The sequence below is a fragment of the Roseovarius sp. EL26 genome (assembly GCF_900327775.1).
Taxonomy (GTDB): Bacteria; Pseudomonadota; Alphaproteobacteria; order Rhodobacterales; family Rhodobacteraceae; genus Roseovarius.
In genome coordinates this window covers 345,243-367,950 of the sequence record NZ_OUMZ01000007.1, presented here as the reverse complement: position 1 = coordinate 367,950, position 22,708 = coordinate 345,243, and the positions used below count along the sequence as shown (strand labels likewise).

The 22,708-nt window shown below is 53.7% G+C and carries 20 protein-coding genes; 12 read left to right on the top strand and 8 right to left on the bottom strand.

Features of this window, described 5'->3' with window-relative positions:
- The first annotated feature begins 57 nt into the window (after positions 1–57).
- A complete protein-coding gene (locus D9A02_RS09655) occupies positions 58–675 on the top strand; it encodes an OmpW family protein (RefSeq protein WP_120500774.1) in 618 nt (205 codons plus the stop codon).
- Positions 676–704: 29 nt separating this feature from the next.
- Here D9A02_RS09655 and D9A02_RS09650 read toward each other — a convergent pair whose 3' ends face one another.
- The 4 genes from D9A02_RS09650 to D9A02_RS09635 form a co-directional block, all read right to left on the bottom strand.
- Positions 705–2,255: an AMP-binding protein gene (locus tag D9A02_RS09650; RefSeq protein ID WP_120500773.1), complete on the bottom strand. Its 1,551-nt coding sequence runs from the start codon at positions 2,253–2,255 to the stop codon at positions 705–707.
- 4 nt (positions 2,256–2,259) lie between these two features.
- Positions 2,260–3,417: an isovaleryl-CoA dehydrogenase gene (locus D9A02_RS09645; RefSeq protein WP_120500772.1), complete on the bottom strand. Its 1,158-nt coding sequence runs from the start codon at positions 3,415–3,417 to the stop codon at positions 2,260–2,262.
- 105 nt (positions 3,418–3,522) lie between these two features.
- The gene (locus D9A02_RS09640; RefSeq protein ID WP_120502464.1) at positions 3,523–4,716 is read right to left on the bottom strand and encodes a DegT/DnrJ/EryC1/StrS aminotransferase family protein; all 1,194 of its coding nucleotides are present in this window, start codon (positions 4,714–4,716) and stop codon (positions 3,523–3,525) included.
- A 134-nt stretch (positions 4,717–4,850) separates the two neighbouring features.
- On the bottom strand, positions 4,851–5,516 hold the full coding sequence (locus D9A02_RS09635) for an HAD-IA family hydrolase (protein ID WP_120500771.1): 666 nt from the start codon (positions 5,514–5,516) through the stop codon (positions 4,851–4,853).
- A gap of 153 nt (positions 5,517–5,669) precedes the next feature.
- Here D9A02_RS09635 and glmU point away from each other — a divergent pair, with 153 nt between their 5' ends.
- The 4 genes from glmU to D9A02_RS09615 are packed head-to-tail and all read left to right on the top strand — an operon-like array spanning position 5,670 to position 10,068.
- Positions 5,670–7,019 carry a bifunctional UDP-N-acetylglucosamine diphosphorylase/glucosamine-1-phosphate N-acetyltransferase GlmU gene (glmU, locus tag D9A02_RS09630; protein WP_120500770.1) on the top strand — a complete coding sequence of 450 codons (1,350 nt, stop codon included), beginning with the start codon at positions 5,670–5,672 and terminating at the stop codon, positions 7,017–7,019.
- Complete coding sequence (gene glmS, locus D9A02_RS09625; protein ID WP_120500769.1) at positions 7,019–8,842, top strand: glutamine--fructose-6-phosphate transaminase (isomerizing); 1,824 nt, start codon at positions 7,019–7,021, stop codon at positions 8,840–8,842. The genes glmU and glmS overlap by 1 nt, the downstream gene beginning before the upstream one ends.
- A 3-nt stretch (positions 8,843–8,845) precedes the next feature.
- Positions 8,846–9,391: a pyridoxamine 5'-phosphate oxidase family protein gene (locus D9A02_RS09620; RefSeq protein ID WP_120500768.1), complete on the top strand. Its 546-nt coding sequence runs from the start codon at positions 8,846–8,848 to the stop codon at positions 9,389–9,391.
- Complete coding sequence (locus D9A02_RS09615; RefSeq protein WP_120500767.1) at positions 9,388–10,068, top strand: DNA alkylation repair protein; 681 nt, start codon at positions 9,388–9,390, stop codon at positions 10,066–10,068. Before D9A02_RS09620 ends, D9A02_RS09615 begins: the two co-directional genes overlap by 4 nt.
- 238 nt (positions 10,069–10,306) lie before the next feature.
- Here D9A02_RS09615 and D9A02_RS09610 read toward each other — a convergent pair whose 3' ends face one another.
- From D9A02_RS09610 to D9A02_RS09595, 3 genes are all read right to left on the bottom strand, one after another.
- Positions 10,307–11,104: a DUF5020 family protein gene (locus D9A02_RS09610; RefSeq protein WP_120500766.1), complete on the bottom strand. Its 798-nt coding sequence runs from the start codon at positions 11,102–11,104 to the stop codon at positions 10,307–10,309.
- Positions 11,105–12,212: 1,108 nt separating this feature from the next.
- Entirely contained in the window at positions 12,213–12,578 is a 366-nt protein-coding gene (locus D9A02_RS09600) for a hypothetical protein (protein WP_120500764.1), read from the bottom strand.
- A 284-nt stretch (positions 12,579–12,862) separates the two neighbouring features.
- Entirely contained in the window at positions 12,863–13,357 is a 495-nt protein-coding gene (locus D9A02_RS09595) for a hypothetical protein (protein ID WP_254054597.1), read from the bottom strand.
- A 108-nt stretch (positions 13,358–13,465) separates the two neighbouring features.
- On the opposite strand from D9A02_RS09595, the gene moaA reads away from it, so the two are divergent.
- Genes moaA through D9A02_RS09580 form a run of 3 tightly spaced genes read left to right on the top strand, consistent with a single transcriptional unit; the run spans position 13,466 to position 16,837 of the window.
- The gene (moaA, locus tag D9A02_RS09590; protein WP_120500763.1) at positions 13,466–14,473 is read left to right on the top strand and encodes a GTP 3',8-cyclase MoaA; all 1,008 of its coding nucleotides are present in this window, start codon (positions 13,466–13,468) and stop codon (positions 14,471–14,473) included.
- A complete protein-coding gene (locus tag D9A02_RS09585) occupies positions 14,473–15,759 on the top strand; it encodes a 3-deoxy-D-manno-octulosonic acid transferase (RefSeq protein WP_120500762.1) in 1,287 nt (428 codons plus the stop codon). The genes moaA and D9A02_RS09585 overlap by 1 nt, the downstream gene beginning before the upstream one ends.
- A gap of 34 nt (positions 15,760–15,793) precedes the next feature.
- On the top strand, positions 15,794–16,837 hold the full coding sequence (locus D9A02_RS09580; RefSeq protein ID WP_120500761.1) for a glycosyltransferase family 4 protein: 1,044 nt from the start codon (positions 15,794–15,796) through the stop codon (positions 16,835–16,837).
- Between the two features lie 8 nt (positions 16,838–16,845).
- Here the strand turns inward: D9A02_RS09580 and D9A02_RS09575 are convergent, their stop codons facing one another.
- Positions 16,846–18,006 carry a M20 aminoacylase family protein gene (locus D9A02_RS09575; protein WP_120502462.1) on the bottom strand — a complete coding sequence of 387 codons (1,161 nt, stop codon included), beginning with the start codon at positions 18,004–18,006 and terminating at the stop codon, positions 16,846–16,848.
- Positions 18,007–18,454: 448 nt separating this feature from the next.
- On the opposite strand from D9A02_RS09575, the gene D9A02_RS09570 reads away from it, so the two are divergent.
- The 4 genes from D9A02_RS09570 (at position 18,455) to D9A02_RS09555 (ending at position 22,705) form a co-directional block, all read left to right on the top strand.
- Positions 18,455–20,155 (top strand): peptide ABC transporter substrate-binding protein, encoded by a 1,701-nt coding sequence (locus D9A02_RS09570; protein ID WP_120500760.1) that lies wholly within the window; start codon positions 18,455–18,457, stop codon positions 20,153–20,155.
- Positions 20,156–20,233: 78 nt separating this feature from the next.
- Positions 20,234–21,241: an ABC transporter permease gene (locus D9A02_RS09565; protein WP_120500759.1), complete on the top strand. Its 1,008-nt coding sequence runs from the start codon at positions 20,234–20,236 to the stop codon at positions 21,239–21,241.
- The gene (locus D9A02_RS09560; RefSeq protein ID WP_254054596.1) at positions 21,234–22,136 is read left to right on the top strand and encodes an ABC transporter permease; all 903 of its coding nucleotides are present in this window, start codon (positions 21,234–21,236) and stop codon (positions 22,134–22,136) included. Before D9A02_RS09565 ends, D9A02_RS09560 begins: the two co-directional genes overlap by 8 nt.
- Before the next feature lie 152 nt (positions 22,137–22,288).
- Positions 22,289–22,705, top strand: coding sequence for a DUF4177 domain-containing protein (locus tag D9A02_RS09555; protein ID WP_120500757.1), 417 nt, complete (start codon positions 22,289–22,291; stop codon positions 22,703–22,705).
- The last annotated feature ends 3 nt before the right edge of the window (positions 22,706–22,708 follow it).

The window sequence follows — 22,708 nt, the reverse complement described above, 5'->3', positions numbered from 1 at the left end:
GGCATTTCGTGATGCTGCGACGCAAAATACACGCATCACTTTAGAAAGAAGACTGCCATGAAAAACATCACTGTATTCTCGCTTGCCACTGCGCTTTGCGCACTTGCAGCTGCCCCCGTCGTCGCACAGGAAAAAGGCGATATGCTCTTGGGACTGGGCGTACACTACGTTTCGCCAAAAGACAGCGCCAGCACCACTACCGCCGGACCTGTTGACGTAGACGGTGCAACCAGCGCGACCATCACATTCGAATACTTCATCGCCGACAACATCGGTATCGAAGTTCTGGCAGCATGGCCTTTTGAACATGACATCAACCTCGGTGGCGCCGGGAAAATTGGCTCTGCCAAACACCTGCCGCCCACCGTATCGCTGCAATACCACTTCAGCAATTCGTCGAAGTTCACCCCCTTCGTTGGCGCCGGCCTGAACTACACCACCTTCTTTGACGAAAGCACCAGCGGTGCCTTGTCCGGTGCCTCGCTCTCGCTCGACGATTCCTGGGGGCTGGCCCTGCACGCAGGTCTCGACTACGAGATCTCTGAACGCGGGTCGCTGCGTGCCGACGTGCGTTGGATCGACATCGATACCGAGGCCAAAGTCAACGGCACCTCGATTGGCGATGTCAACATCGACCCATGGATCTTTGGCGCGGCTTACGTCTTCAAGTTTTGATCGACGCATATAATCTTGAAAAGCGGGGGTCACGAATTGGCCTCCGCTTTTGCTCTGGCCTTCAAATCCTTGCGAATAACCTTGCCCGTCACAGTCATTGGCAAGGCCTCTAAAAACCCGATTTCGCGTGGATAGGAATACGTAGCCAAGCGTGTCTTGACGAACACCTGCAATTCCTGCGCCAAGTCTTCCGAGGCTTGCGCGCCCTCCTTCAGCACGACATAGGCCTTCACAATCTCAGTGCGCAGTGGATCAGGCTTGCCCACCACCCCCACCGTGGCCACTGCCGGGTGTTTCAGCATGCAATCTTCAATCTCTGCCGGGCCAATTCGGTATCCAGCTGAAGTAATCACATCATCCTCGCGTCCGATAAACTCAAGATAATCCCCATGCCAGCGCCCCCGGTCGCCGGTCAGCATCCAGTCACCTTTGAATTTCTCCGCCGTCGCCTCGGGTCGGTTCCAATAGCCCAGCATCATGCTGGCCGATCCACGACGGATCGCCACATCACCTTCGCCTGAAACTGACGCTCCTGCGTCATCCAACACCGCAATCTCATGCCCCGGCACCGGTTTACCAATACACCCCGGACGTGGCTCAAACAGCGTGGCACAACTTGACGCCACCATATTGCATTCGGTCTGGCCATAGAATTCATTGATTGTCAGAGCAAAGGCCTCCCGCCCCCAGCTCAGCATCTTGGCACCCAACGGCTCGCCCCCGCTCGCGACTGAGCGCATACCGTCGATGACAGCCTCCTCAGCCTTAAGCATCCGCAGCGCGGTGGGTGGGAAAAAGACGTTGCGCACGCCGCCTTCACGCACGATCCGCTGACACTCCTCCACGCTGAACTTACCCATCCGTGCTGCCACCACCGGCACGCCCAACGCCAACCCTGGCATCAGCACATCAAACAACCCGCCAATCCAAGCCCAATCGGCGGGCGTCCACAGACAATCACCCTTCTGCCCCAGAAAATCATGGCTGACCTCAACCCCTGGCAAATGCCCGGTCAACACCCGATGCGCATGCAACGCCCCCTTGGGGCTGCCGGTGGTCCCGCTGGTATAGATCAATACCGCAGGATCTTCCGCACTGGTTTGCACCGTCTCAAACGGTATGTCTGAGAGCACCAGATCCTCCGGGATCAGACCCTCCTGCCCCTCCAACATCTGCACGCCATCCAAGTCGGTGACCACAATCTGCGCCCCGGCGTCCCCCACCCGGCTCAGTAGCGCATCACGCTTAAACAGCTTGAACAAAGGGATGGAAATTGCCCCAATTTTCCAGATCGCGATATGCGCAACAGCGCACCAGATGCCTTGCGTGCGCAGAACACCCACTCGGTCACCACGTTGTACACCCCGTGCTACAAGCTCATGCGCCAATCCATCCGCCAGCCGCCGCAACTCGTCATAATTGACATCTCGCCGCCCGTCATTCAAGTCAATGATAGCCACCCGCTCTGGGTCGGTTTCAGCCCAGTCATCGCAAACCTGCGCAGCCATGTTCAGGTGTTTGGGGAAATCCCAAGTAAACGAACGGACTAGCCCGTCATAATGATCAGAACGCTCGAGCATTAACTCATCGCCCCATCATCTCACGCCCCACCAGCATGCGGCGAATTTCCGAGGTGCCTGCCCCGATCTCCATCAGCTTGGCATCGCGGAACAGCCGCGCGACAGGGGCGTCACTCAAGAAACCAGCCCCGCCCAGCGCCTGCACGGCCTGATGCGCTTGCACCATGGCCTGCTCAGATGAATACAGACAACAGGCCGCCGCATCTTGCCGGGTCACATCACCGCGGTCACAGGCCTTGGCGACCTCATAGACATAGGCCCGCGCCGAATTCATCGCCGTATACATATCGGCGATCTTGCCCTGCATCAGCTGAAAATTCCCAATCGGTTGGCCAAACTGCTTGCGCTCCGCAAGATAAGGCATGACCTCGTCCAGACAGGCGGCCATGATCCCGGTGCCGATCCCGGCCAGCACCACGCGCTCGTAGTCAAGGCCCGACATCAGTACGCGCACGCCCTTGCCCTCTTCGCCCAGCACGTTTTCAAACGGCACCTGCACGTCGTCAAAAATCAACTCGGCGGTGTTTGAACCACGCATACCCAGCTTGTCAAAATGCGGGCTGGTGGAAAACCCCGCCATGGATTTTTCAATCAAAAATGCCGTGATGCCTTTGGATCCAGCCTCAGGATCTGTCTTGGCATAAACCACCAGCGTTTCAGCATCCGGCCCATTAGTGATCCAATATTTATGTCCGTTCAGCCGGTAATGATCATTGCGCTTTTCCGCCCGCAAGGACATCGACACCACGTCGCTGCCTGCGCCGCTTTCCGACATTGCCAGCGCACCGACATGCTCACCAGATACCAATCCCGGCAGATACTTGGCCTTTTGCGCGTCTGTTCCATTCAGCTTAATCTGGTTCACGCACAGGTTGGAATGTGCGCCATAGGATAACGAAACCGAAGCTGAGGTCCGAGCGATCTCTTCCACCGCGACCACATGCGCCAGATAGCCCATACCCGCGCCACCGTATTCCTCGGGTACAGTGATCCCCAGCAAGCCCAAGTCGCCCATCTCACGCCACAACTCATTCGGAAACGCATTGCTCTGGTCAATCTGCGCCGCCAAGGGCTTCACACGCTCCTGCGCCCAGCGATGCACTACATCGCGCAGGGCACCGACATCTTCCCCCAGGTCGAACCGCATTACCGCATTGAACATGAACCCGCCTCGCCATTATTGAACACTTGTTCATTTATAGGGCAAAATCTTTCATCAGGTCAACACAACCTGTCCGCAAGAAAACATTAATAGGGATGGCACAGCTCACATTGCCTGATAGACGGCACTTACCTCTGATCTAATGATCCGCGCAATTAATCCGCAATCTTCAACACTGAAAGTCAGCGGCAGGCGCATATCGACAATGCCCTTCAACACGCGGTCACTGGCCGGCATCCGTTCAGACGGCGCATAACGCCAACTATCATAGCGGCTGGTAAATCCGGTGGGTTCTGCCCCGCCAAACCACTTCAACTCGACCCCGCGCTGCAGGCAGCGATCAATCACATCGGCAATCGCCACATCTGACCAATCCAGCAGCAAAAACTGAATGGACGATCCGACATAGATCTCTTGTTCTGGCCGCTCCACGATGGCCAGACCGGGTGTACCCCGCAACTCGGCTTCCACCACATCATAGCGCGCATTCCACGTCGCACATTTCGCAGCCAAATTGGCCAGTTGCGGCCGTAAGATCGCCGCGCGCAGATGATCCATCCGGCCCGACACATTCGGCGTGTCGTATTTCACGCGTTCCATCACCTCGGCCGGTGGCACAGTCCCATTGCGGCCATAAAGCATATACGATCCCGACAGGATCAATGCCCGTGCCATGACTTCATCATCGTCAGTGACAAACAGCCCACCCTCGCCCGAGTTCATATGCTTGTAGGTCTGCGTTGAATAACACCCGATTAGCCCATGGCGACCTGATGGCACGCCATTCCAGCTGCCCCCCATGGTGTGGGCACAATCCTCAACCACGGTCACACCGGCGGCATTGCAGATCTCCATCAACCGGTCCATGTCGCACAGATGCCCGCGCATATGGCTGAGCATCAGCACCTTGGCTTGGCTCACTTTGGCGGCCAGATCTTCCAGATCAATCGTCAGATCTTCAGTCACACCGACAAACACCGGCACACCGCCCATGCTGGCAATAGCTCCGGGCACCGGGGCCAGTGTAAAGGCATTGGTCAGGACCTTCTCGCCGGGCTTTACCCCAATGGCCCGCAAGGCCGTCGCCAACGCATAGCCGCCAGAGGCCACCGCCAGCGCGTATTTCGCCCCAACGTAGGCGGCAAACTCCTGCTCCAGCAGACCGGTTTCCCCAACTTCGTCAGGTGAAAGGTTATAGCGGTGCAGACGACCGCTCTGCATCACCTCGACTGCGGCGGCAATTGCCTCCGGAGAGATGGGTTCTTGCTGGGTGAAACTGCCGGTAAATATCTCTGTCATGCTACGTGTTGTGGCAACGCCATCCGCCGTCGTCAATGCCGGGGCGCAAAATTTCAATGCAATCCCAGCGCTTTTCAGACTTCCCGAAGCCGCTCTGAAGCAATGTCAAATTTTGAAATGATCAGAACACTGGTTCAGCCGATCAATTCAACCACAACACCATGAAGATCATCAAAATGCGATAGTAACGCATCCGGGCCCAGCGACGACACATCAAACGCCCCCGGCCCAAATGTCACCAAAACTGAGGCCACACCCGCCGCCCGCGCAGTATCATGGTCGGTTTTTGTATCGCCAATCATCACGCTTTTGGCGACATCCCCGCCCGAGCGCTCCACCGCCGCATAATAGGGGCTCGGGTCTGGTTTACGCACTGGCAAGGTATCCGCCCCAATCAGAGCATCAAAATGACCAAGAACCTCAAGGTTCTCTAACAGTATCCGCGCCAGATGTTCTGGCTTGTTGGTACACACGGCTACCTTATATCCATTGTCGCGCAAGACTTTCACCGCCTCAATCGCGCCCGGGTAAAACACCGTGTGGTGATCAATCGCCTGCGCGTAATGTTCAAGCAACAAAGGGTACTGACGGTCAATCTCAGCCACATCATCACCGCGACCCAGACGGCTCAACCCCAGTTGCAGCATCGCTCGCCCCCCGCGCAACGCAGTGCCTGCATCCTGACTAGCCTCCAGCTGGTTCCCCTCACCCATCGCTCGAAAGCAGGCATTGGCCGCCGCGATCAAATCACCGCTGGTATCTGCCAAAGTTCCATCCAGATCAAATACTACCGTGCGCATCTTTACCCTACCTTCCAAGTCTCTTTCGGGCGAACATCCGCGCATCCACGCCAACAACTGTCACATGTCGCAATCAACTTTGATCGCTCATCGACTTGCGCCGCCCTTATAACCGGATAAAACGGGCAGATCGAAAAGACAAAGAGAATTCGCATGAACACAGCACTGATTATTTTGGCAGCAGGTCAAGGCACCCGTATGAAATCCGACCTGCCCAAGGTGCTACACCAAATCGCCCATGCCCCAATGCTGGTCCATGCGATGAAGGCCGGTCAGGTGTTGGAACCCGAGAAAATCGTTGTGGTCGCAGGCCACGGTGCCGATCAGGTTGAGCGCGCCGCACTGGAGTGGGACGAAACAGCCCTGATTGCGCATCAAAGTGAGCAACTCGGAACAGCCCATGCTGTCGCACAAGCTGGCTCGCACCTTGATGGGTTTGAGGGTGACGCCATTGTTCTTTACGGCGATACACCGTTCATTCGCCCAGAAACGCTCGAGCAAATGACCAAGGCTCGCGCACAGCATGACGTTGTTGTGCTGGGGTTCGAGGCGAAAGATCCCGGTCGCTATGGTCGCCTTGTCATGCAGGGTGACACGCTGGAACGCATCGTCGAATTCAAGGACGCGTCTGAACAAGAGCGCGCCATTAATTTTTGCAACAGCGGCGTCATCGCCGCCCCGGCCAAACTGTTGTTCGATCTGATTAGTGAGGTCAAAAACAACAACGCGGCCGAAGAATACTACCTGACCGATATAATCGGCATCGCCCGCGCTAAGGGGCTCTCGGCCACGGCCGTCGCATGTGATGAATCTGAAACCATGGGCATCAACTCCCGCGCGGAGCTCGCTCAGGCCGAAGCCGCCTTTCAGACCGCCGCCCGCAATGAAGCGCTGGAAAACGGCATCACCATGCACGCGCCCGAAACCGTGCACTTCGCCCATGACACCCATGTTGGCCGAGACACAATCATCGAACCGAATGTCATCTTCGGCCCCGGCGTGACAGTGGAATCAGGCGCCCGCCTGCGCGCCTTCAGCCATTTTGAAGGTGCTCATGTCTCGCGTGGCGCTATCGTTGGCCCCTACGCCCGCCTGCGCCCCGGTGCCGAGCTGGCCGAAGACACCCACATCGGTAACTTTGTCGAGGTCAAGAACGCCACCATCGGTGAAGGCAGCAAGGTCAACCACCTCAGCTACATCGGAGACGCCAGTATTGGCGAGGCCAGCAATATCGGCGCAGGAACCATCACCTGCAACTACGACGGCGTCATGAAACACCGAACCGAGATCGGTAATCGCGTGTTTGTCGGCTCCAATACTATGCTTGTCGCACCCGTTTCACTGGGCGATGATGCAATGACCGGTTCCGGCTCGGTCATCACGTCAAACGTGCCCGACGGCGCTCTGGCCCTTGCCCGCGCCCGGCAAGAAACCAAACCCGGCATGGCACGCAAACTGGTTGAGATGCTAAAAGCCAAGAAAAAGAAAAAAGAGGCCAAGTAATGTGTGGAATTGTTGGAGTACTCGGAAATCACGAAGCCGCGCCCATACTGGTCGAATCTCTGAAACTGCTTGAATATCGCGGCTACGACAGCGCCGGCATCGCTACGGTCAACAACGGCAAGTTAGACCGCCGCCGTGCCGTAGGCAAACTGGTCAATCTCTCGGACCTTCTGGTTCATGAACCTCTCGCAGGCAAAGCTGGCATCGGTCACACCCGTTGGGCCACACACGGTGCGGCGAACCTGTCCAACACTCACCCGCACCGCGCAGGCTCTGTTGCGGTTGTCCATAACGGCATTATTGAAAACTACCGCGACCTGCGTACAGAGCTCGCCAGCAACGGCATCGGCCATGAAACAGATACTGATACTGAAACCGTTGCTCTTTTGACCAAACATTTCATGGATCAGGGATCATCTGCTGAAGACGCTGTCAAAGAAACCTTGTCCCGGCTAGAGGGAGCTTATGCGCTGTGTTTCCTGTTTGACGGTGAAGAGGACCTACTGATAGCCGCCCGCAAAGGCAGCCCTCTGGCGGTCGGTCATGGCGATGGTGAAATGTTCGTGGGCTCTGACGCTATCGCATTGTCGCCTGTCACCAATCGGATCACATACCTCGAGGAAGGTGACTGCGCTGTCATCACCCGCACCAATCTAAAGATTATTGATATCAACGGTGAACTGGCCAACCGCCCCATCAAAACCGTCCGTATCGACAATACCCGTGTCGACAAGGCCGGTCACAAACATTTCATGGCCAAGGAAATCGCCGAACAGCCGATGGTGATCAGCGAATTGCTACAAGCCTACCTAAGCCAGGATGGCCAAAACATCACCCTACCAGATGACGGCATTGACTTTGGCAAAATCGACCGCCTGACAATGGTGGCCTGCGGCACGGCGTTTTACGCCTGCCTGACTGCAAAATACTGGTTCGAACAGCTGGCCGGCATTCCGGTTGAGGTCGATATCGCCTCTGAATTCCGCTACCGCGAACCGCCCATCCCCGCCCGCACCGCCGCACTGTTTGTCAGCCAATCGGGCGAAACCGCCGACACACTGGCCGCTCTGCGCTATTGCGAAGGCCGCGCTGACAGCATCTTGTCAGTGGTCAACGTTCCAGAAAGCTCGATTGCACGTGAAAGCAACATCGTCTTTCCAATTCATGCTGGCGCAGAGATTGGCGTCGCCTCGACCAAGGCCTTCACCTGTCAGCTGACCGTGCTGCTGTTGCTCGCCCTCAAAGCCGCCGAGGCCAAAGGCCGAATCAGCTCGGACGACCTTGCCGACAAGCTATCGCTGTTGCGTGGCGTGCCCGGCGCAATCAATCAGGTGCTTGAGGCAGACCAGACCTTTCAATCAGCCACACGTCTGTTGGCGGAATCTGACAGCGCACTGTTTTTGGGCCGTGGGTTAATGTTCCCGCTGGCCTATGAAGGCGCGTTGAAACTCAAAGAAATCAGCTATATACACGCTGAAGCCTATGCGTCAGGCGAACTCAAACACGGCCCGATCGCGCTCATCGACAAAAAGATGCCCGTTGTCGTCATGGCCCCCAAGGACCAGCTGTTCGACAAGACCGTGTCTAACATGCAAGAGGTCATGGCACGTGGTGGGAAGGTTCTGTTGATCACCGACCGCGACGGTGCAAGTGAGGCCGGCGAAGGCGTCTGGCAATCTCTGATCATGCCCGAGATCGACCCAATTCTGACCCCGATCCTCTATGCCCTGCCCGCGCAACTATTGGCCTATCATACCGCTGTCGCCAAAGGCACTGATGTGGATCAGCCGCGCAACCTCGCCAAATCCGTGACGGTCGAATAAAACATGGGCAAACAATTTGACGCACTGGACGAACGCCAGATCGCCTTCATCGAAAAACAGCATATGTTTTTCACCGGCACTGCCGCCCCAGAGGGCAAGGTCAACATCTCACCAAAAGGCATGGACAGCCTGCGCGTGCTGGGGCCCAATCGCATCATCTGGCGAAACTTCACCGGCAGCGGTAATGAAACCGCTGGTCATCTTGCGCTAAATGACAGAATGACCTTGATGTGGTGCTCGTTCACCAAACAACCGATGATCATGCGCACCTATGGCACGGCTAAGACCATCCGCGAAGGCGATGCCGACTGGAATGAACTCTCTGCCCATTTCCCTCCCCAGCTGGGCATGCGGCAGATCTACGATATGCACATCAATATGGTGCAAACCTCCTGCGGTTATGCCGTGCCGTTCTTTGAACACGCCGGCGACCGCGACACATTGAAACACTGGGCCGATGACAAGGGCGAAGACGCCATTCGCACCTACTGGTCCGAGCGTAACGCACAAACGCTCGACGGCTTTCCCACAGGATTTGAAGACAAATGACCCCAGAACACGCGATTGAGACACTCAAAGCCCAAGCCGAACCCGGTCGCGCCGAGGGCATGGCTGACTATCACAAAGTGCCACGCACATACCTTGGCGTAACCAACCCGGTCCTCAACGATCTGACCAAGGAATGGCGTCAAAGCCTGAGCCTTGAGGATCGCATCGCGCTGGCTGATGGTCTATGGCAATCAAACGTGTTCGAAGGCCGCGTTGCCGCCGCCAAACTGCTCACCCAGGCCCGTATCAACCCTGACCAAGCCGCTTGGGATTTGATCACCTCCTGGCTGCCTGATCTCGACAGCTGGGCCATCGCAGATCACGCCATGACAGCCGGACAAAAACGCCTGATCGCCGCCCCCAGCCGAATTGATCAGGTCGAGGCATGGACCAAATCCGATAACCACTGGACCCGCCGCGCTGCCATGGTCATCACCCTGCCTTTCACCAAATCCAACAACCCCAAACCGGTTGAGCTGGAAATCCGCGAGCGCGTTCTGGGCTGGGCCGCGACTTACGTGCAGGATCCCGAGTGGTTCATCCAAAAATCTGTCGCCTGGTGGCTGCGTGACCTGTCGAAACACGCCCCCGATCGCACTCGCGCCTTCATGAATGAGAATGGCAAACACATGAAACGCTTTGCCCGCAAAGAGGCTGAGAAGTATTTGGGTGAGTAAATCAAGGAAACGACCTTACCTATCAGCAAAGGTCCCCCCTTCATCTGCCCCCTTCATCTGCCCCCAACTATCTCCGCCAGAGGCGGAGGCCAAAGGCCGACAGCGAGATATGAATCGCGCCGCAGGCGCACATTCAAAAACCACCAATTCGCGACTTAGGATGGGCTTTCAATCTACTATTACCAGGCAAAAAAGGCGGGTTACCCCGCCTTTCCATATTCGCAATCTACTGGGTGCCTTAAAACTTGAATCCCAAGAACAGGCTGTAGGAGTTTTCATCCACACCGCGTACGCCAAACTTGTTGTTGAAGTGCGTGTATTCGGCACCCAAGTGTAGCTTGTTTTCATTCATACCGACAGCATTGCCAAGGTCCCAGCGAAACTGGGGCGAGAACACAATCTGCTCTTCAACATTGGAACCTTGATCACCGATGAAGTCGACAAAACCTTTGGCAAGAAACTTCTGCTTGCCCAGCTCAAACGGATAGTCCCAGACGATTGTCGCTTGATACGTAGTGTCCAGACTACGGCTAAACGGGTCGACGAAGTTGTTGTATGCGTAGACACCAAGGCTCAGAACCCGAAAGCCTTTTACGTCAAAGTTCAGACGTGGACCAGCTAGCGCCACGGAAAAATCAGTGCCCTGGTTCAAACCACCACCAAAATCCAACCCGCTGATCGGGCTGGAATCACCGAAATCAAGGCCAAGTTGACTGCCATGTAGGTGGTAATAGATCTCGCCATATTGGTCACTTTTGCGGCCAGAGTTATTTGGCAGCTTGTCGTTGTCCTGAAAGAAGTCGACAAAGAAGAACAAATCGCCAATGGCATTGGTGGAAAAATGTTCCAACGTGATTGTCTGGCGTGATGTGGTGTTGTCAAAAGTTGGGAAGTTGGCGTTGCGTCCCATCTTGTATTCGTCGCCATAGTGCAACTGAATTTCCGTTTGCGAAAAATCGGCCTGTGCGGGTGCGGCCATTGAAAGGCTTGCGGTCAAAGCAGCCCCAGCGAATAGATTCCCAAATAGTCGTTTCATAGTCAGTCCCTCTGTTAGACTTTTCTGGCCAACACGCGAACAAGCACGCCCGGCTAAATTTATTGAAGTGCGACTTTTCTAGGTAAACAATTCAGACCGAAACAAGCATACTGCCCCTTATTTTCATGTACTTATGGATTTCTGACACATTATTGTGCGCGTAAAGAATTGTTGTTTAAGGTATTGTTTTGCATTGCCTATTATCAATATTTTCAATCAAATTAAACACAACAATACTTAATTAATTGAAAGAGCTTCTTGCATTTCACCACAATTAAATACACCAATTAGGTGAATTTATTGCACACGCTCCCCATAAAGATGACAGATACGCTGAACTTGATCTCAAACGATGAGAACCTCGAATCCAGAAAATATCCAAACCACCAAACTGTCATATGCTCAAAGCAGCGCGTTAAGTTGCCCTCGCATGAGGTCATCAATCCAAGAACGATAACTTCAAACCGCACATAACGAACAAATTGACAAAGAAGTGTAGGATAGGAAAGTTTAACGCTCAGCCAGGCAATCTTGCACGCATCTCAGGTGGAGACCAGCTCTGCAACAACGGTATGAAAGACTAGACGATTGAGATCTGCTGACAATTCAGATCTGACTTTACAACGCAATCTCTGGCTCTTTCGTTAAGGCGAAAGATAGCGTCTACAAGTTCAGTCAGTGTACCCGGTTGTGTATACTCAATTCGACCGAAAGCATCATGAACAACCCACGCATTAGAATTGGCTTCAAACAACGTTCTGCTAAGCAACACATCTTTCCCGTCATGGTAAATGAAGCAATGTAATTCTTGGTACTGTTCCACAAACTTTAGATCATGGGATGAATTGTGTTTCATTGCGGCGCTCAAAATGTCGGTGATCTCCCAATGCAACCAGCGGCCATCTTTTCTAACCTCGTGGAGCATCACATTCAAAGCGGCCCTACCCGCTCGTAGATTAAGGCTCATTGATCCGTGCTCATCAGATAGATCCAGTTTATCAAAATTCTATCCTTGATCGAATGTGTTTCACTGATGTCATAATGTCCTCATCCGAAATGCGCTTGAGGAATTTGCCTATGTTCGCTTTGTCAAATTGACACGGTTCGCTCAATCTAAACCCAATTTATCATGCATTTTTGCGTCGCATAATTTGTTCGCCTCGAGAGCCTGATTATTATCACGATTCAACAACTCACCCTCGAATATCAATTCGATTTCAGATCGCTTGATCCCAAGCGTTTTTTGTTTCCAAGGCGCAACAGAAATCGCTGCGCAATCTCGCGTAAAATATTTTTTGACGCCACAAATAATGCTCATATCAAAATCTCCCTCCACCACCTCGCGGCTCATATATTTCAATCCCGTATCTAAGAAAGAAGAAAATTCCGCGCCCAAACACAATCTGAAATTCAAATTTTCATACGGCTGTTTAATATTCTGATATGGCGGCAAAATTTTCACCATCACAAACATACATGACGTCGCGTCACCTATTGGAATAAAATCCAGCCTCGCAATTTAAATGCGCTTCAGGTGCAAAAAGGCGTCGAATCAAATCACATACCGTCCATTGCAGAATATGTGCCCAGCTCATTACTCCACCTACTAAAAACTCCAACACACCTTGCTGCATTAAGAACAAATACCCCCAACTGGAACACCATGAAGGCGTGCCTCGAGACTTCGGAAACGATGTGATCGCTTTCCTGAACCACTATTTGTGCATGGACGAATGGCCAAGATATACAGTCTTTGCATCACTCACGTAGCTGATAAACCTTCACCTCAGGCAGGCTGGTCAGATCCGCCTCGATTAGGCGCATGGCGGCCAGCGATATTTGACTTCCCGCGCCCGTACTAGCATCCAGTGGCACCAGTTCCAGCACAACTGACGTACCCTTGGCCGGATAGTCCACTCGCCCTTTTGTCATTGATTTGACCAACGGTGTTTTCATCCAGATGCCCGGCTCGCTCGGTGGCCCAAGCGAAGCGATAGTGTTTCCCAGATATTTGGCACCACTTGATTTTTCCGCCTCTGCCACGGCTTCAGCCCGCGCTGATGCAGTGGTTGTATCAAATTCTTCAACGCTATTGGCATTGGATGGCGGTGGTGGTGCATCGGTCAGAATCGCCGACTCTGCCTGCACCTCTGCTGTACCTTCGCCATCAGCAGATTGTGTACTCTTCCCGCGCATGTTCTGAAACGCATCACGGACATCTGCACAACCGGACAGCACAACCGTAGAGATCATTAAAATCTGGCAAACCCTCATCTCACCAACATATTGTCACCAAGGCTTGAATTCAATCACCCAAGAACGGTCTTGCCCCCATGCCGCCCGCGATTTAGGTTCTGATCCATGAGTGCACCCTTGATTGACCCTTTCCAGCGCCCGATTTCTTATCTGCGCGTTTCTGTGACGGACCGCTGCGATTTTCGTTGCGTCTATTGCATGTCGGAAAATATGACCTTCTTGCCCAAGAAAGAATTGCTAACCTTGGAGGAGTTGGACCAGATGTGCACAACCTTCATCGACATGGGTGTTGAAAAGCTGCGCATTACCGGAGGGGAACCGTTAGTCCGCCGTGGCATCATGGGCTTTTTCAATTCCATGACCAGACATTTGGACAGCGGCACGTTGAAAGAGTTGACCCTGACCACCAACGGCTCGCAACTTGCTAGGTTTGCCGATGATTTGTATGCCGCAGGTGTACGCAGGGTGAATGTTTCGCTTGATACGCTAGACGAGCAGAAATTCGCAGACATCACCCGTTGGGGCCGTCTGCAACAGGTACTCAAGGGTATTGATGCCGCGCAAAATGCTGGCCTTCGGGTCAAATTGAACGTCGTTGCCCTAAAAGGCTTTAATGAGGATGAACTGTTCACGCTTGTAGAATGGTGCAACACACGCGACATCGACCTGACCTTTATTGAGGTCATGCCTATGGGAGACATCGGCAATGAAGATCGCCTAGATCAATACTGGCCCTTGAAAGACTTGCGTGCAAAACTGGCGGAACAATATACCCTGCTGGATCTGGCCGAACGCACTGGTGGCCCGGCACGTTATGTGCAACTGACTGAAACTGGGCAGAAAATCGGTTTCATCACGCCCCTCACGCATAATTTCTGCGAAAGCTGTAACCGCGTACGTCTGACCTGCACAGGCGAGCTGTATATGTGTTTGGGTCAAGAAGACATGGCAGATCTGCGCGCGCCTTTGCGTAACAATCCTGACGATACGACAGCCCTGCAAGAGGCCATTCGCGGCGCCATTCTACGCAAACCCAAAGGTCACGATTTTGACTATTCACGTCAGGATGTGGCCGGCAGAATGACCCGCCACATGAGCCACACCGGCGGCTGATGACATTACCCTCTACACCTTTTCTGGTCCGGTTATATAATGCCGGAGCCAACCTGATTGCCTCTTTGGCCTATCGCCGTGTGCGCAAAAAACTGATGGCCCAGGGCGTCGATGCTACCCGGTGCAGGGAACGTATGGGCTATGCCAGCAAGTCCCGCGCAGACGGCCCACTGCTTTGGTTTCATGCCGCCTCGGTCGGGGAAACCCTGTCTGTTTTGCGGTTGATCACCCACTTGGGAGAGGTTCACCCGAGCTATTCTTTTCTAATCACTTCCGGTACGGCCACCTCTGCTCAGATTGTGGCCAAACGTCTTCCACCACGATGTCAGCATCAGTTCGCTCCCTTAGACTGTCGCAAAGCGCTACGCCGTTTTCTCGATCACTGGAAACCCAGCGCCGCCGTCTTTGTGGAAAGCGAGCTATGGCCACAGATGTTGCAACAAACCCAAACGCGCGGCATTCCCTTGGCCTTGGTCAATGCCCGTATCTCGGAGCGATCTTTTGGCCGGTGGAAGAAATTCATCACCATCGCGCAATTTGTGCTGGGGCATTTCACCCTCATTCACACACAAGACGACCGAACCACAGCCCATTTACATGAAATGGGATTTACCCACGCCTTTACTGGGCAAAATCTTAAATCTGTCTCTGGGCCACTGCCGTATGACGTGGCGGAGTTTGCCAATATCAACGCCCAATTGGACCAACGTCCAGTCTGGATTGCCAGCTCAACGCATCCCGGTGAAGATGAGATTATGCTGGATGCGCATCAATCTGTACTTCAAACCCATGGAAACGCGCTGCTGATCCTTGTCCCTCGACACCCGGAACGCGCCACTACGATTGAAATGCTGATTACGGACAGATCCCTTTCACTTGCTCGCCGCTCCAATGGCGGAGAGATCACGACCAACGCACATGTCTATCTTGCTGATACGCTTGGCGAAACGGGCCTGTGGTATGCGCTTTGTCCGATCACCTGCCTGTGCGGCTCGTTCTCTCCGGTTGGCGGGCATAACCCTTATGAGCCTGCCTATGCAGGATCGGCAGTGGTTCATGGGCCTCTCTATGCAAATTTCGCCCAGACCTATGCCGATTTCGATGCCCACGGTGGCGCGCTACAGGTCACGGATGCTGCGGAACTGTCGCAGACCATTGTCAATCTGATGTCAGCCCAGCAAGACCTGCAAAAACTTCAAACGCGATCTTTGGCCTTTGCGACGGCTCAAGACAACATGCTGGACGTGCTATCTGAAAGCCTTTCCAAAGCTTTGGCTCTAAGGTAGGCACATTATATCTGCCTTCAACAGGACCGCCACAGTGCCCGAGCTGATCGTCACAAATTTCAACCGGAACTTTACCGGGGTCTCATCAACGGCGGCCGCCGTCATTCGGCAGCAGATGCATGATTATGATCTGCACCTATGTGATGTTGCCCTGCCTGGCTGCCCTGCCCCTGTCACAAGGCCAAAAGCGCGGAACCTCTCTGCCCAACCATCAAAGGGCAAACTATTCACGATCTGGCATGTGCGACGCAATCCTGAAATGCGCGTGGCCCTGTGGGCTCGTGATGTACTGAACCTGCCAATCAAAATTGTCTTTACCTCCGCCGCACAGCGCCGCCATTCGGTTTATCCGCGTTGGCTGATCTCAAGAATGGATGCGGTGATCGCCACAACGAAAAAGGCGGCAACTTTTGTGCCCAATGTTCGGGCGGTTGTGCCTCACGGTGTCGATATAGAGCGTTTCACCCCTGTAAGCGATCGTGCCGCCGCATGGGCAGCAACCGGCCATCCGGGGGCACGCGGCATTGCCACTATTGGACGTATTCGCCCAGAGAAAGGGACCGACAGATTTGTCGATTCCATGTTGACACTTCTGCCGGGCCATCCCGATGTAACCGCCCTTGTCATCGGCCGGGCGGGAAAATCAAACGCCGCATTTTTGGCCGAACAAAAAACCAAAATTGCCAAGGCAGGCTTGGCTGACCGCGTGCTTTTCCTTGGGGAAGTTCCGGCCGATGATCTTGTCCCACTCCTTCCGGCCCTGTCTGCCGTTGTACAGCTACCACAGTACGAAGGATACGGAATGACACCGCTGGAAGGCATGGCAAGTGGCGTGCCGTTCGTGACCACTGATGCCGGATATTACCGCAGCTTTTCCTGTCAGGGTGCAAACGGCATAATCGTCGGTGATAATATCGTGCAAGATACTGCGGCACAGCTCGCAGCCATTTTAAGTGATCCGGATCGACACGCCGCCATGGCGTGCTCTGCCCGTATAGCCGCCGAAACCGCCTTTGGCATTCGCGGTGAGGCCGATGGGATCAATGCCGTATATGAGCAGCTCTGGGCTCAGGGCTAGAAACCGGTTCAGGCTGGCATTCTACGCTCGATCAATTCGGCCCACCAACTACATCCAGCCGGGATTGCATCATCATTAAAGTTATATTCCGGATGGTGCACCGCGGCGCTATCACCATTGCCCACCAAAATATACGCGCCGGGGCGTTCTTCGAGCATAAAGGCAAAGTCTTCGCCGCCCATGATCAAAGGTGCCTCTGAACAATCGCCGCTGACACTATTTGCAACCTGTGCTGCAAAATCCGTCTGGTCGGTATGATTGACCATCACAGGATAGTTGCGCTCAAAATTCAATATTGCACGACCACCAAATGCCTCGCCAATATGTTCGCATAGGCTTTGCATCCGTTCTTCGGCCAGATCACGCATCTCTGCGCTGAGCGTCCGGACCGTACCCATCAAGCTGACGCTCTGAGGGATAACATTAAATGTGTTCGATGAGCTCTGCATCGAGGTGACTGACACAACAACCTGCTCAATCGGATCAGCGTTACGGCTTGCAATCGTTTGCAACGCGACGATCAGATGGCTGGCCAGAACGGTTGGATCTACCGTTTCGTGCGGTTTGGCGGCGTGCCCACCTTTGCCCTCGATCTCAATATCAAATTTGTCTGTGGCCGCAAAAAAAGCGCCGGGACGAATGGCAAACGTCCCCACAGGCATGCCCGGCCAATTGTGCATGCCGTAAACTTCCTGAATGCCAAACCGGGCCATCATGCCATCTTCGCACATCTCGCGACCGCCGCCGCCGCCCTCTTCAGCAGGCTGGAAAATCACCACACAGGTGCCATCAAAGTTCCGCGTCTCTGCCAGATACTGCGCCGCCCCCAGCAACATGGCGGTATGTCCGTCATGGCCGCAGGCGTGCATTGCCCCATCTGTATTGGAGGCGTAATCCAATCCGGTTTGTTCATGGATTGGCAGGGCATCCATATCAGCCCGCAAAGCGATGACCTTATCCGACGCCCGTGACTTTCCGTGAATGACCCCGACGACACCAGTGCGCCCGATCCCGGTGACAACGTCGTCGCAACCAAAGGCTTTCAATTTCTCGGCGACCAATGCGCTGGTGCGATGGGTCTCAAAAAGGATTTCAGGGTTTTGATGAAGATCCCGGCGCCAGGCCGTAATGTCATCGTGCAATTCGGCAAAGCGGTTTTTCACAGGCATCATGCAATCCTCATATCATGAGATATGTCATATCCCTTTTTGTGCGAAGCGCAAAACATCTTTGATGTGATCGGGTTCATTGCCTGTTTTTGACACCTCAAGAACCACCACTGAATCATCGCGCTCTGTACTGAAATCAATGAATTTCGCCCGACACACCAAACACACCGTCTAGGAGAACATCAAAGCACCCGAACCATCCTGACGTGCTAAAATCTGAAGAAACACCCATAAGCACATAAAAATAAATTAAAAAATCCACTTTATACGGACACAAGACTTGCTTTTTCGGCAGTGATGAGATGATATGGTGCCATTCCTGAATATTTATAAGTTTGTAACATTACTCGGTTGCGGATTTAAAAAACAATTCGGCGTTAGACCGAAACACTCAACAAAGCGGTGCATCAACTGCTTAAGGTTTGGCAGCCATTCAGGGGAGGCCGCGATGAACATGAAGGCTTTACTTCACTGCACAGCAGCGTTTCTGGCTGTAAGCAGTTACGCATATGCAGAGCGTGCCTCGGATGGGCAGCTAAACATTATCTATTGGCAAGCCCCCAGCACATTGAACCCTTATCTGTCTGGTGGCACAAAAGATTTGCAAGCCGCGAGTTTGATCGTTGAACCCTTAGCGCGCTATACTCAGACTGGAGCCCTTACCCCTTGGCTGGCAGAGGCGATACCCACCGTCAAAAATGGCGGCGTATCGGAGGATCTCAAGCAAATCACTTGGACACTCAAAGAAGGCCTAAAGTGGTCCGATGGCACACCTCTGACATCCGAAGATGTTAAGTTCACGTGGGAATATTGCACCGCAGATGGTGGCGGTTGTGCGCAGATTGAAAAATATGGCGGCATTTCATCGGTGGAAACACCGGATGATCGCACAATCATCGTTCATTTCACCTCACCCAAACCCTACCCCTATACGGCCTTTGTAGGTGCTCAGGCTCCGATCTTGCAAAAAGAGCAGTTCGCAGAGTGCATGGGTTCCAACGCCGTAAGTTGTTCAGAGCAAAACCTCGCCCCGATTGGCACTGGCCCATTCGTAATTTCTGAGTTTCGCCCAAATGACGTTGCTTTATATGATGCAAACCCAAACTATCGTGACCCTGCCAAACCTTCCTTTGCCAATGTGGTCTTGAAAGGCGGTGGCGACGCCGCCTCAGCCGGACGCGCCGTGCTGGAAACCGGCCAGTTTGATTATGCATGGAACTTGCAATTAGCACCCGATGTGCTGAGCAGTATGGAGCAAGCAGGCAAAGGTGAGGTCATTTCCGGCTTTGGCACGTTGGTTGAGCGGATCATGATTAACATGACTGACCCGTCCAGCGAACTGGGCGCTGAGCGTTCAACCATTGCCCACCCGCACCCTATCTTGTCAGACAAGGCCGTGCGTCAAGCATTGAGCCTGGCAATCGATCGTGAACTGTTGGTCGAAATTGGCTACGGTGACGCGGGGCGTGCCACATGCAATGTTCTGCCCGCACCGGAAATCTATACCTCAACCGCAAATGAATCCTGCAAAACGCCAGATATCGCTGGTGCGAACGCTCTTCTGGATCAGGCCGGTTGGGAAAAAGGGGCTGATGGTGTTCGGGTCAAAGATGGTCAACGCCTGTCGCTGCTGTTCCAGACTTCCACAAATGCCGTCCGCCAGGATTTTCAGGTTATCTTGAAACAATGGTGGTCCGAGATCGGCGTTGAAACCGAATTGCGCAATATTGATGCTTCGGTCTTTTTTGGCGGCAATGCTGACAGCCCTGACACGTTCCAGAAATTCTATGCCGATGTTGAGATGTACGCCAACAATTTCGACGGCACTGATCCTGAGGCATATATGGCGAACTGGGCTTGCGACCAGATCCCATCGCCAGAAAATCAGTGGCAAGGCAACAATATGCCACGCCATTGCAATCCTGCGTATGATGAAATGTCCAAGAAATTGCAGCAAACTGCGGTTTTGGAGGAACGGGCCGCGCTGGCCAAGGCGATGAATGACATGTTGATGCAGGATTTCATCATCCTGCCACTGGTCGACCGCGGCCGTGTTTCAGCGAAATCCAACAGCTTGGGAGGCGTCATTCTCAACACTTGGGATAGTGAAATCTGGAATATCGCAGATTGGTATCGCATCAAGGATTGATATGACCTTGATATGAACAGCACCAACAGATTAATCTACGGATCAATCAAGGCACTGCAGTAACCTCAAAGGGTCCCAATGCTGACTTATATCATTCGTCGGCTGGTATTGTCGGTACCCACTCTTCTACTCATTGCACTGATCATTTTTCTTTTGCTGGAACTTGCACCGGGAGACCCGATGGCGCAAATGCCATTGACCATTTCCGCTGAAGTGCGTGAACAAATGCGTCAGGCGCTTGGGTTAGGGGAACCTGCCCCCATTCGCTTCTGGAACTGGTTGGTGCAGTTTTTCTGGGTTGAGCCACTGGTTATGATCGACAGCCTGTTCGGCACCGAATTTTCTGCTGGCAAACCACGCATCATCAGCTGGCAGCACCACGCCCCTGTAATGGATGTGATCCTGCAACGCCTGCCGCAAACACTGTGGGTGGTTGGTACAGCCTATATCATCGGTATTTTAATCGCGCTGCCGATCGGTATTTATCAGGCATATCGGCAATATTCGGTCTTTGATCAGGCTGGAACCTTTATCACCCTGATCGGCTATTCCATCCCACCCTTTTTCACCGGACCATTGCTAATTGTACTGTTCTCAGTGCAACTTGGTTGGTTTCCTTTCGTCTATGATACAACGCATCAGATAAACGATTGGCAGGGTTTTAAATTTCAGGTTAATCAAATGATCTTGCCCGTGATGGTCCTGTCGCTGCAAACCACAGCACAGATTAGCCGCTACATGCGATCAGCAGTGCTCGACAATCTGGATCAAGATTATGTACGCACGGCACGCGCCAAGGGCTTGTCAGAAGCCCGCGTTGTGATCCGCCATGTGCTGCGCAATTCACTGATCCCGGTGGTGACGGTAATTGCTTTGGGCCTACCCGCAGTTTTTGGCGGCGCAATCATTACCGAGAAAGTCTTCGGCGTGAACGGCATCGGTGCACAGCTGATCAGCGCAATTCAGGCCAATGATCTGCCGACCGTGCAAACCCTGACATTCATATTTGCGGTTTTGATCGTATTCGCCAATATTGTGGCCGATATCCTTTATGGCGTGCTTGATCCAAGGATCCGCTATGACTGAGCGTTTCTCCTCACCCTCTACGCGCCACCAGAAGTTCTGGCGCCAGTTCAGCAAACACCGTGGTGCATTGATTGGTGGCATTGTTTTTGCGGTGATTGTTCTGGGGGTGCTACTAGGGCCGATGATCTGGACGCTCGACCCAGGCTATCCTGATATTCGCGCACGAAATCAAGGGGCAAGCTGGGCCCATCCCCTCGGCACGGATCAATTAGGGCGCGACACACTGGCCCGTCTGATGGCGGGGGGGCGAAGCTCGATCTCGGTCGGCATGATGGCAATGATTTTGTCGATTGGACTGGGGTGTCTCATCGGGATGGCGGCCGGTTTTTTCAAACGGCTGGACGGGCCCTTGATGCGACTGACCGACTTGTTTCTCGCCTTGCCCCTTTTGCCGCTTTTGTTAGTCATCATGATGCTGTTTCGGGAACCTCTTGGTCGGACAATTGGCCCACAGGCAGGGATCTTTGTGCTGATCGTATTCGCCATTGGCATCACCAGTTGGATGCCAACCGCCCGCGTCGTGCGCGGTGAAGTTCTTGCTCTGAAAGAGCGCGACTTCATTCGCGCCGCTCGTGCGATCGGGGCGACGGACTTTACCATTTTAAAACAACATATTGCACCCAACATCCTGTCACCGATTATCGTCTCGGCCACCTTGGGGATCGCCACCGCAATCATCACAGAATCAGCGCTCTCCTTCCTTGGCCTTGGCTTTCCGCCTGATTTCCCAACATGGGGACGGCAACTGAGTGATGCGACAATTTACATGCAAGATTATCCGGGCCGCGTGTTCTGGCCCGGTTTGGCGATTTCGTTGACTGTGCTCAGCGTCAATTATCTGGGCGATGGCCTGCGCGATGCACTGGATCCACGGCAACGAAATCTGCGGGGCTAACCCACATCCACGCCAGGGTTCACTCTGGCAAATTTGCGTACAAGTGGTACAGACTGTACCCGTGTTTGGTACACAAATCCGATCACCACATTCGCCTTGCGCTGCGGGGATAGCCGGGTAGGATACGCGCCACTGCTAAAGATGGAAAAATGATGCCCCAGTTCGAATATAAAATCATCCCTGCCCCTACCAAAGGCAAGAAAGCCCCCGGCGTGAAAACCGGTGAAGCGCGCTTTGCCCATGCACTGGAAGAGCAAATGAATGAGCTGGCTAAAGACGGGTGGGAGTATCAACGCTCGGACATTCTGCCCAGTGAAGAACGTCAGGGGCTAACCTCGACACAAAAAATCTATCGCTCGGTTTTGGTGTTCCGGCGCGAAGTGGCTAACGTCGATGCGCCGAAGGCGGAAACAGCCAAGCTCACCGCAGATCGCAGCGAACCAGAGATCAAGAAACCAGTGCCCCCGGTTAGAGAGCCGGAGCCGGAATATGACCCAGAATCTTACGGCGAAACGCTGAAAGCTTCGGAAGAGATACAAAACGACGCCAGCGCTGAAATCAAATCCTGAGCC

Bases quoted from the DNA above. Each gene is read 5' to 3' on its own strand.
- D9A02_RS09615 (WP_120500767.1), top strand. From the start codon at position 9,388: ATGACCCCAGAACACGCGATTGAGACACTCAAAGCCCAAGCCGAACCC.
- moaA (WP_120500763.1), top strand. From the start codon at position 13,466: ATGAGTGCACCCTTGATTGACCCTTTCCAGCGCCCGATTTCTTATCTG.
- D9A02_RS09585 (WP_120500762.1), top strand. From the start codon at position 14,473: ATGACATTACCCTCTACACCTTTTCTGGTCCGGTTATATAATGCCGGA.
- D9A02_RS09570 (WP_120500760.1), top strand. From the start codon at position 18,455: ATGAACATGAAGGCTTTACTTCACTGCACAGCAGCGTTTCTGGCTGTA.
- D9A02_RS09650 (WP_120500773.1), bottom strand. From the start codon at position 2,255: ATGCTCGAGCGTTCTGATCATTATGACGGGCTAGTCCGTTCGTTTACT.
- D9A02_RS09620 (WP_120500768.1), top strand. From the start codon at position 8,846: ATGGGCAAACAATTTGACGCACTGGACGAACGCCAGATCGCCTTCATC.
- D9A02_RS09640 (WP_120502464.1), bottom strand. From the start codon at position 4,716: ATGACAGAGATATTTACCGGCAGTTTCACCCAGCAAGAACCCATCTCT.
- D9A02_RS09600 (WP_120500764.1), bottom strand. From the start codon at position 12,578: ATGTTTGTGATGGTGAAAATTTTGCCGCCATATCAGAATATTAAACAG.
- D9A02_RS09560 (WP_254054596.1), top strand. From the start codon at position 21,234: ATGACTGAGCGTTTCTCCTCACCCTCTACGCGCCACCAGAAGTTCTGG.
- D9A02_RS09635 (WP_120500771.1), bottom strand. From the start codon at position 5,516: ATGCGCACGGTAGTATTTGATCTGGATGGAACTTTGGCAGATACCAGC.
- glmS (WP_120500769.1), top strand. From the start codon at position 7,019: ATGTGTGGAATTGTTGGAGTACTCGGAAATCACGAAGCCGCGCCCATA.
- D9A02_RS09595 (WP_254054597.1), bottom strand. From the start codon at position 13,357: ATGATCTCTACGGTTGTGCTGTCCGGTTGTGCAGATGTCCGTGATGCG.
- D9A02_RS09610 (WP_120500766.1), bottom strand. From the start codon at position 11,104: ATGAAACGACTATTTGGGAATCTATTCGCTGGGGCTGCTTTGACCGCA.
- D9A02_RS09555 (WP_120500757.1), top strand. From the start codon at position 22,289: ATGCCCCAGTTCGAATATAAAATCATCCCTGCCCCTACCAAAGGCAAG.
- D9A02_RS09565 (WP_120500759.1), top strand. From the start codon at position 20,234: ATGCTGACTTATATCATTCGTCGGCTGGTATTGTCGGTACCCACTCTT.
- D9A02_RS09655 (WP_120500774.1), top strand. From the start codon at position 58: ATGAAAAACATCACTGTATTCTCGCTTGCCACTGCGCTTTGCGCACTT.
- D9A02_RS09575 (WP_120502462.1), bottom strand. From the start codon at position 18,006: ATGCCTGTGAAAAACCGCTTTGCCGAATTGCACGATGACATTACGGCC.
- glmU (WP_120500770.1), top strand. From the start codon at position 5,670: ATGAACACAGCACTGATTATTTTGGCAGCAGGTCAAGGCACCCGTATG.
- D9A02_RS09645 (WP_120500772.1), bottom strand. From the start codon at position 3,417: ATGTTCAATGCGGTAATGCGGTTCGACCTGGGGGAAGATGTCGGTGCC.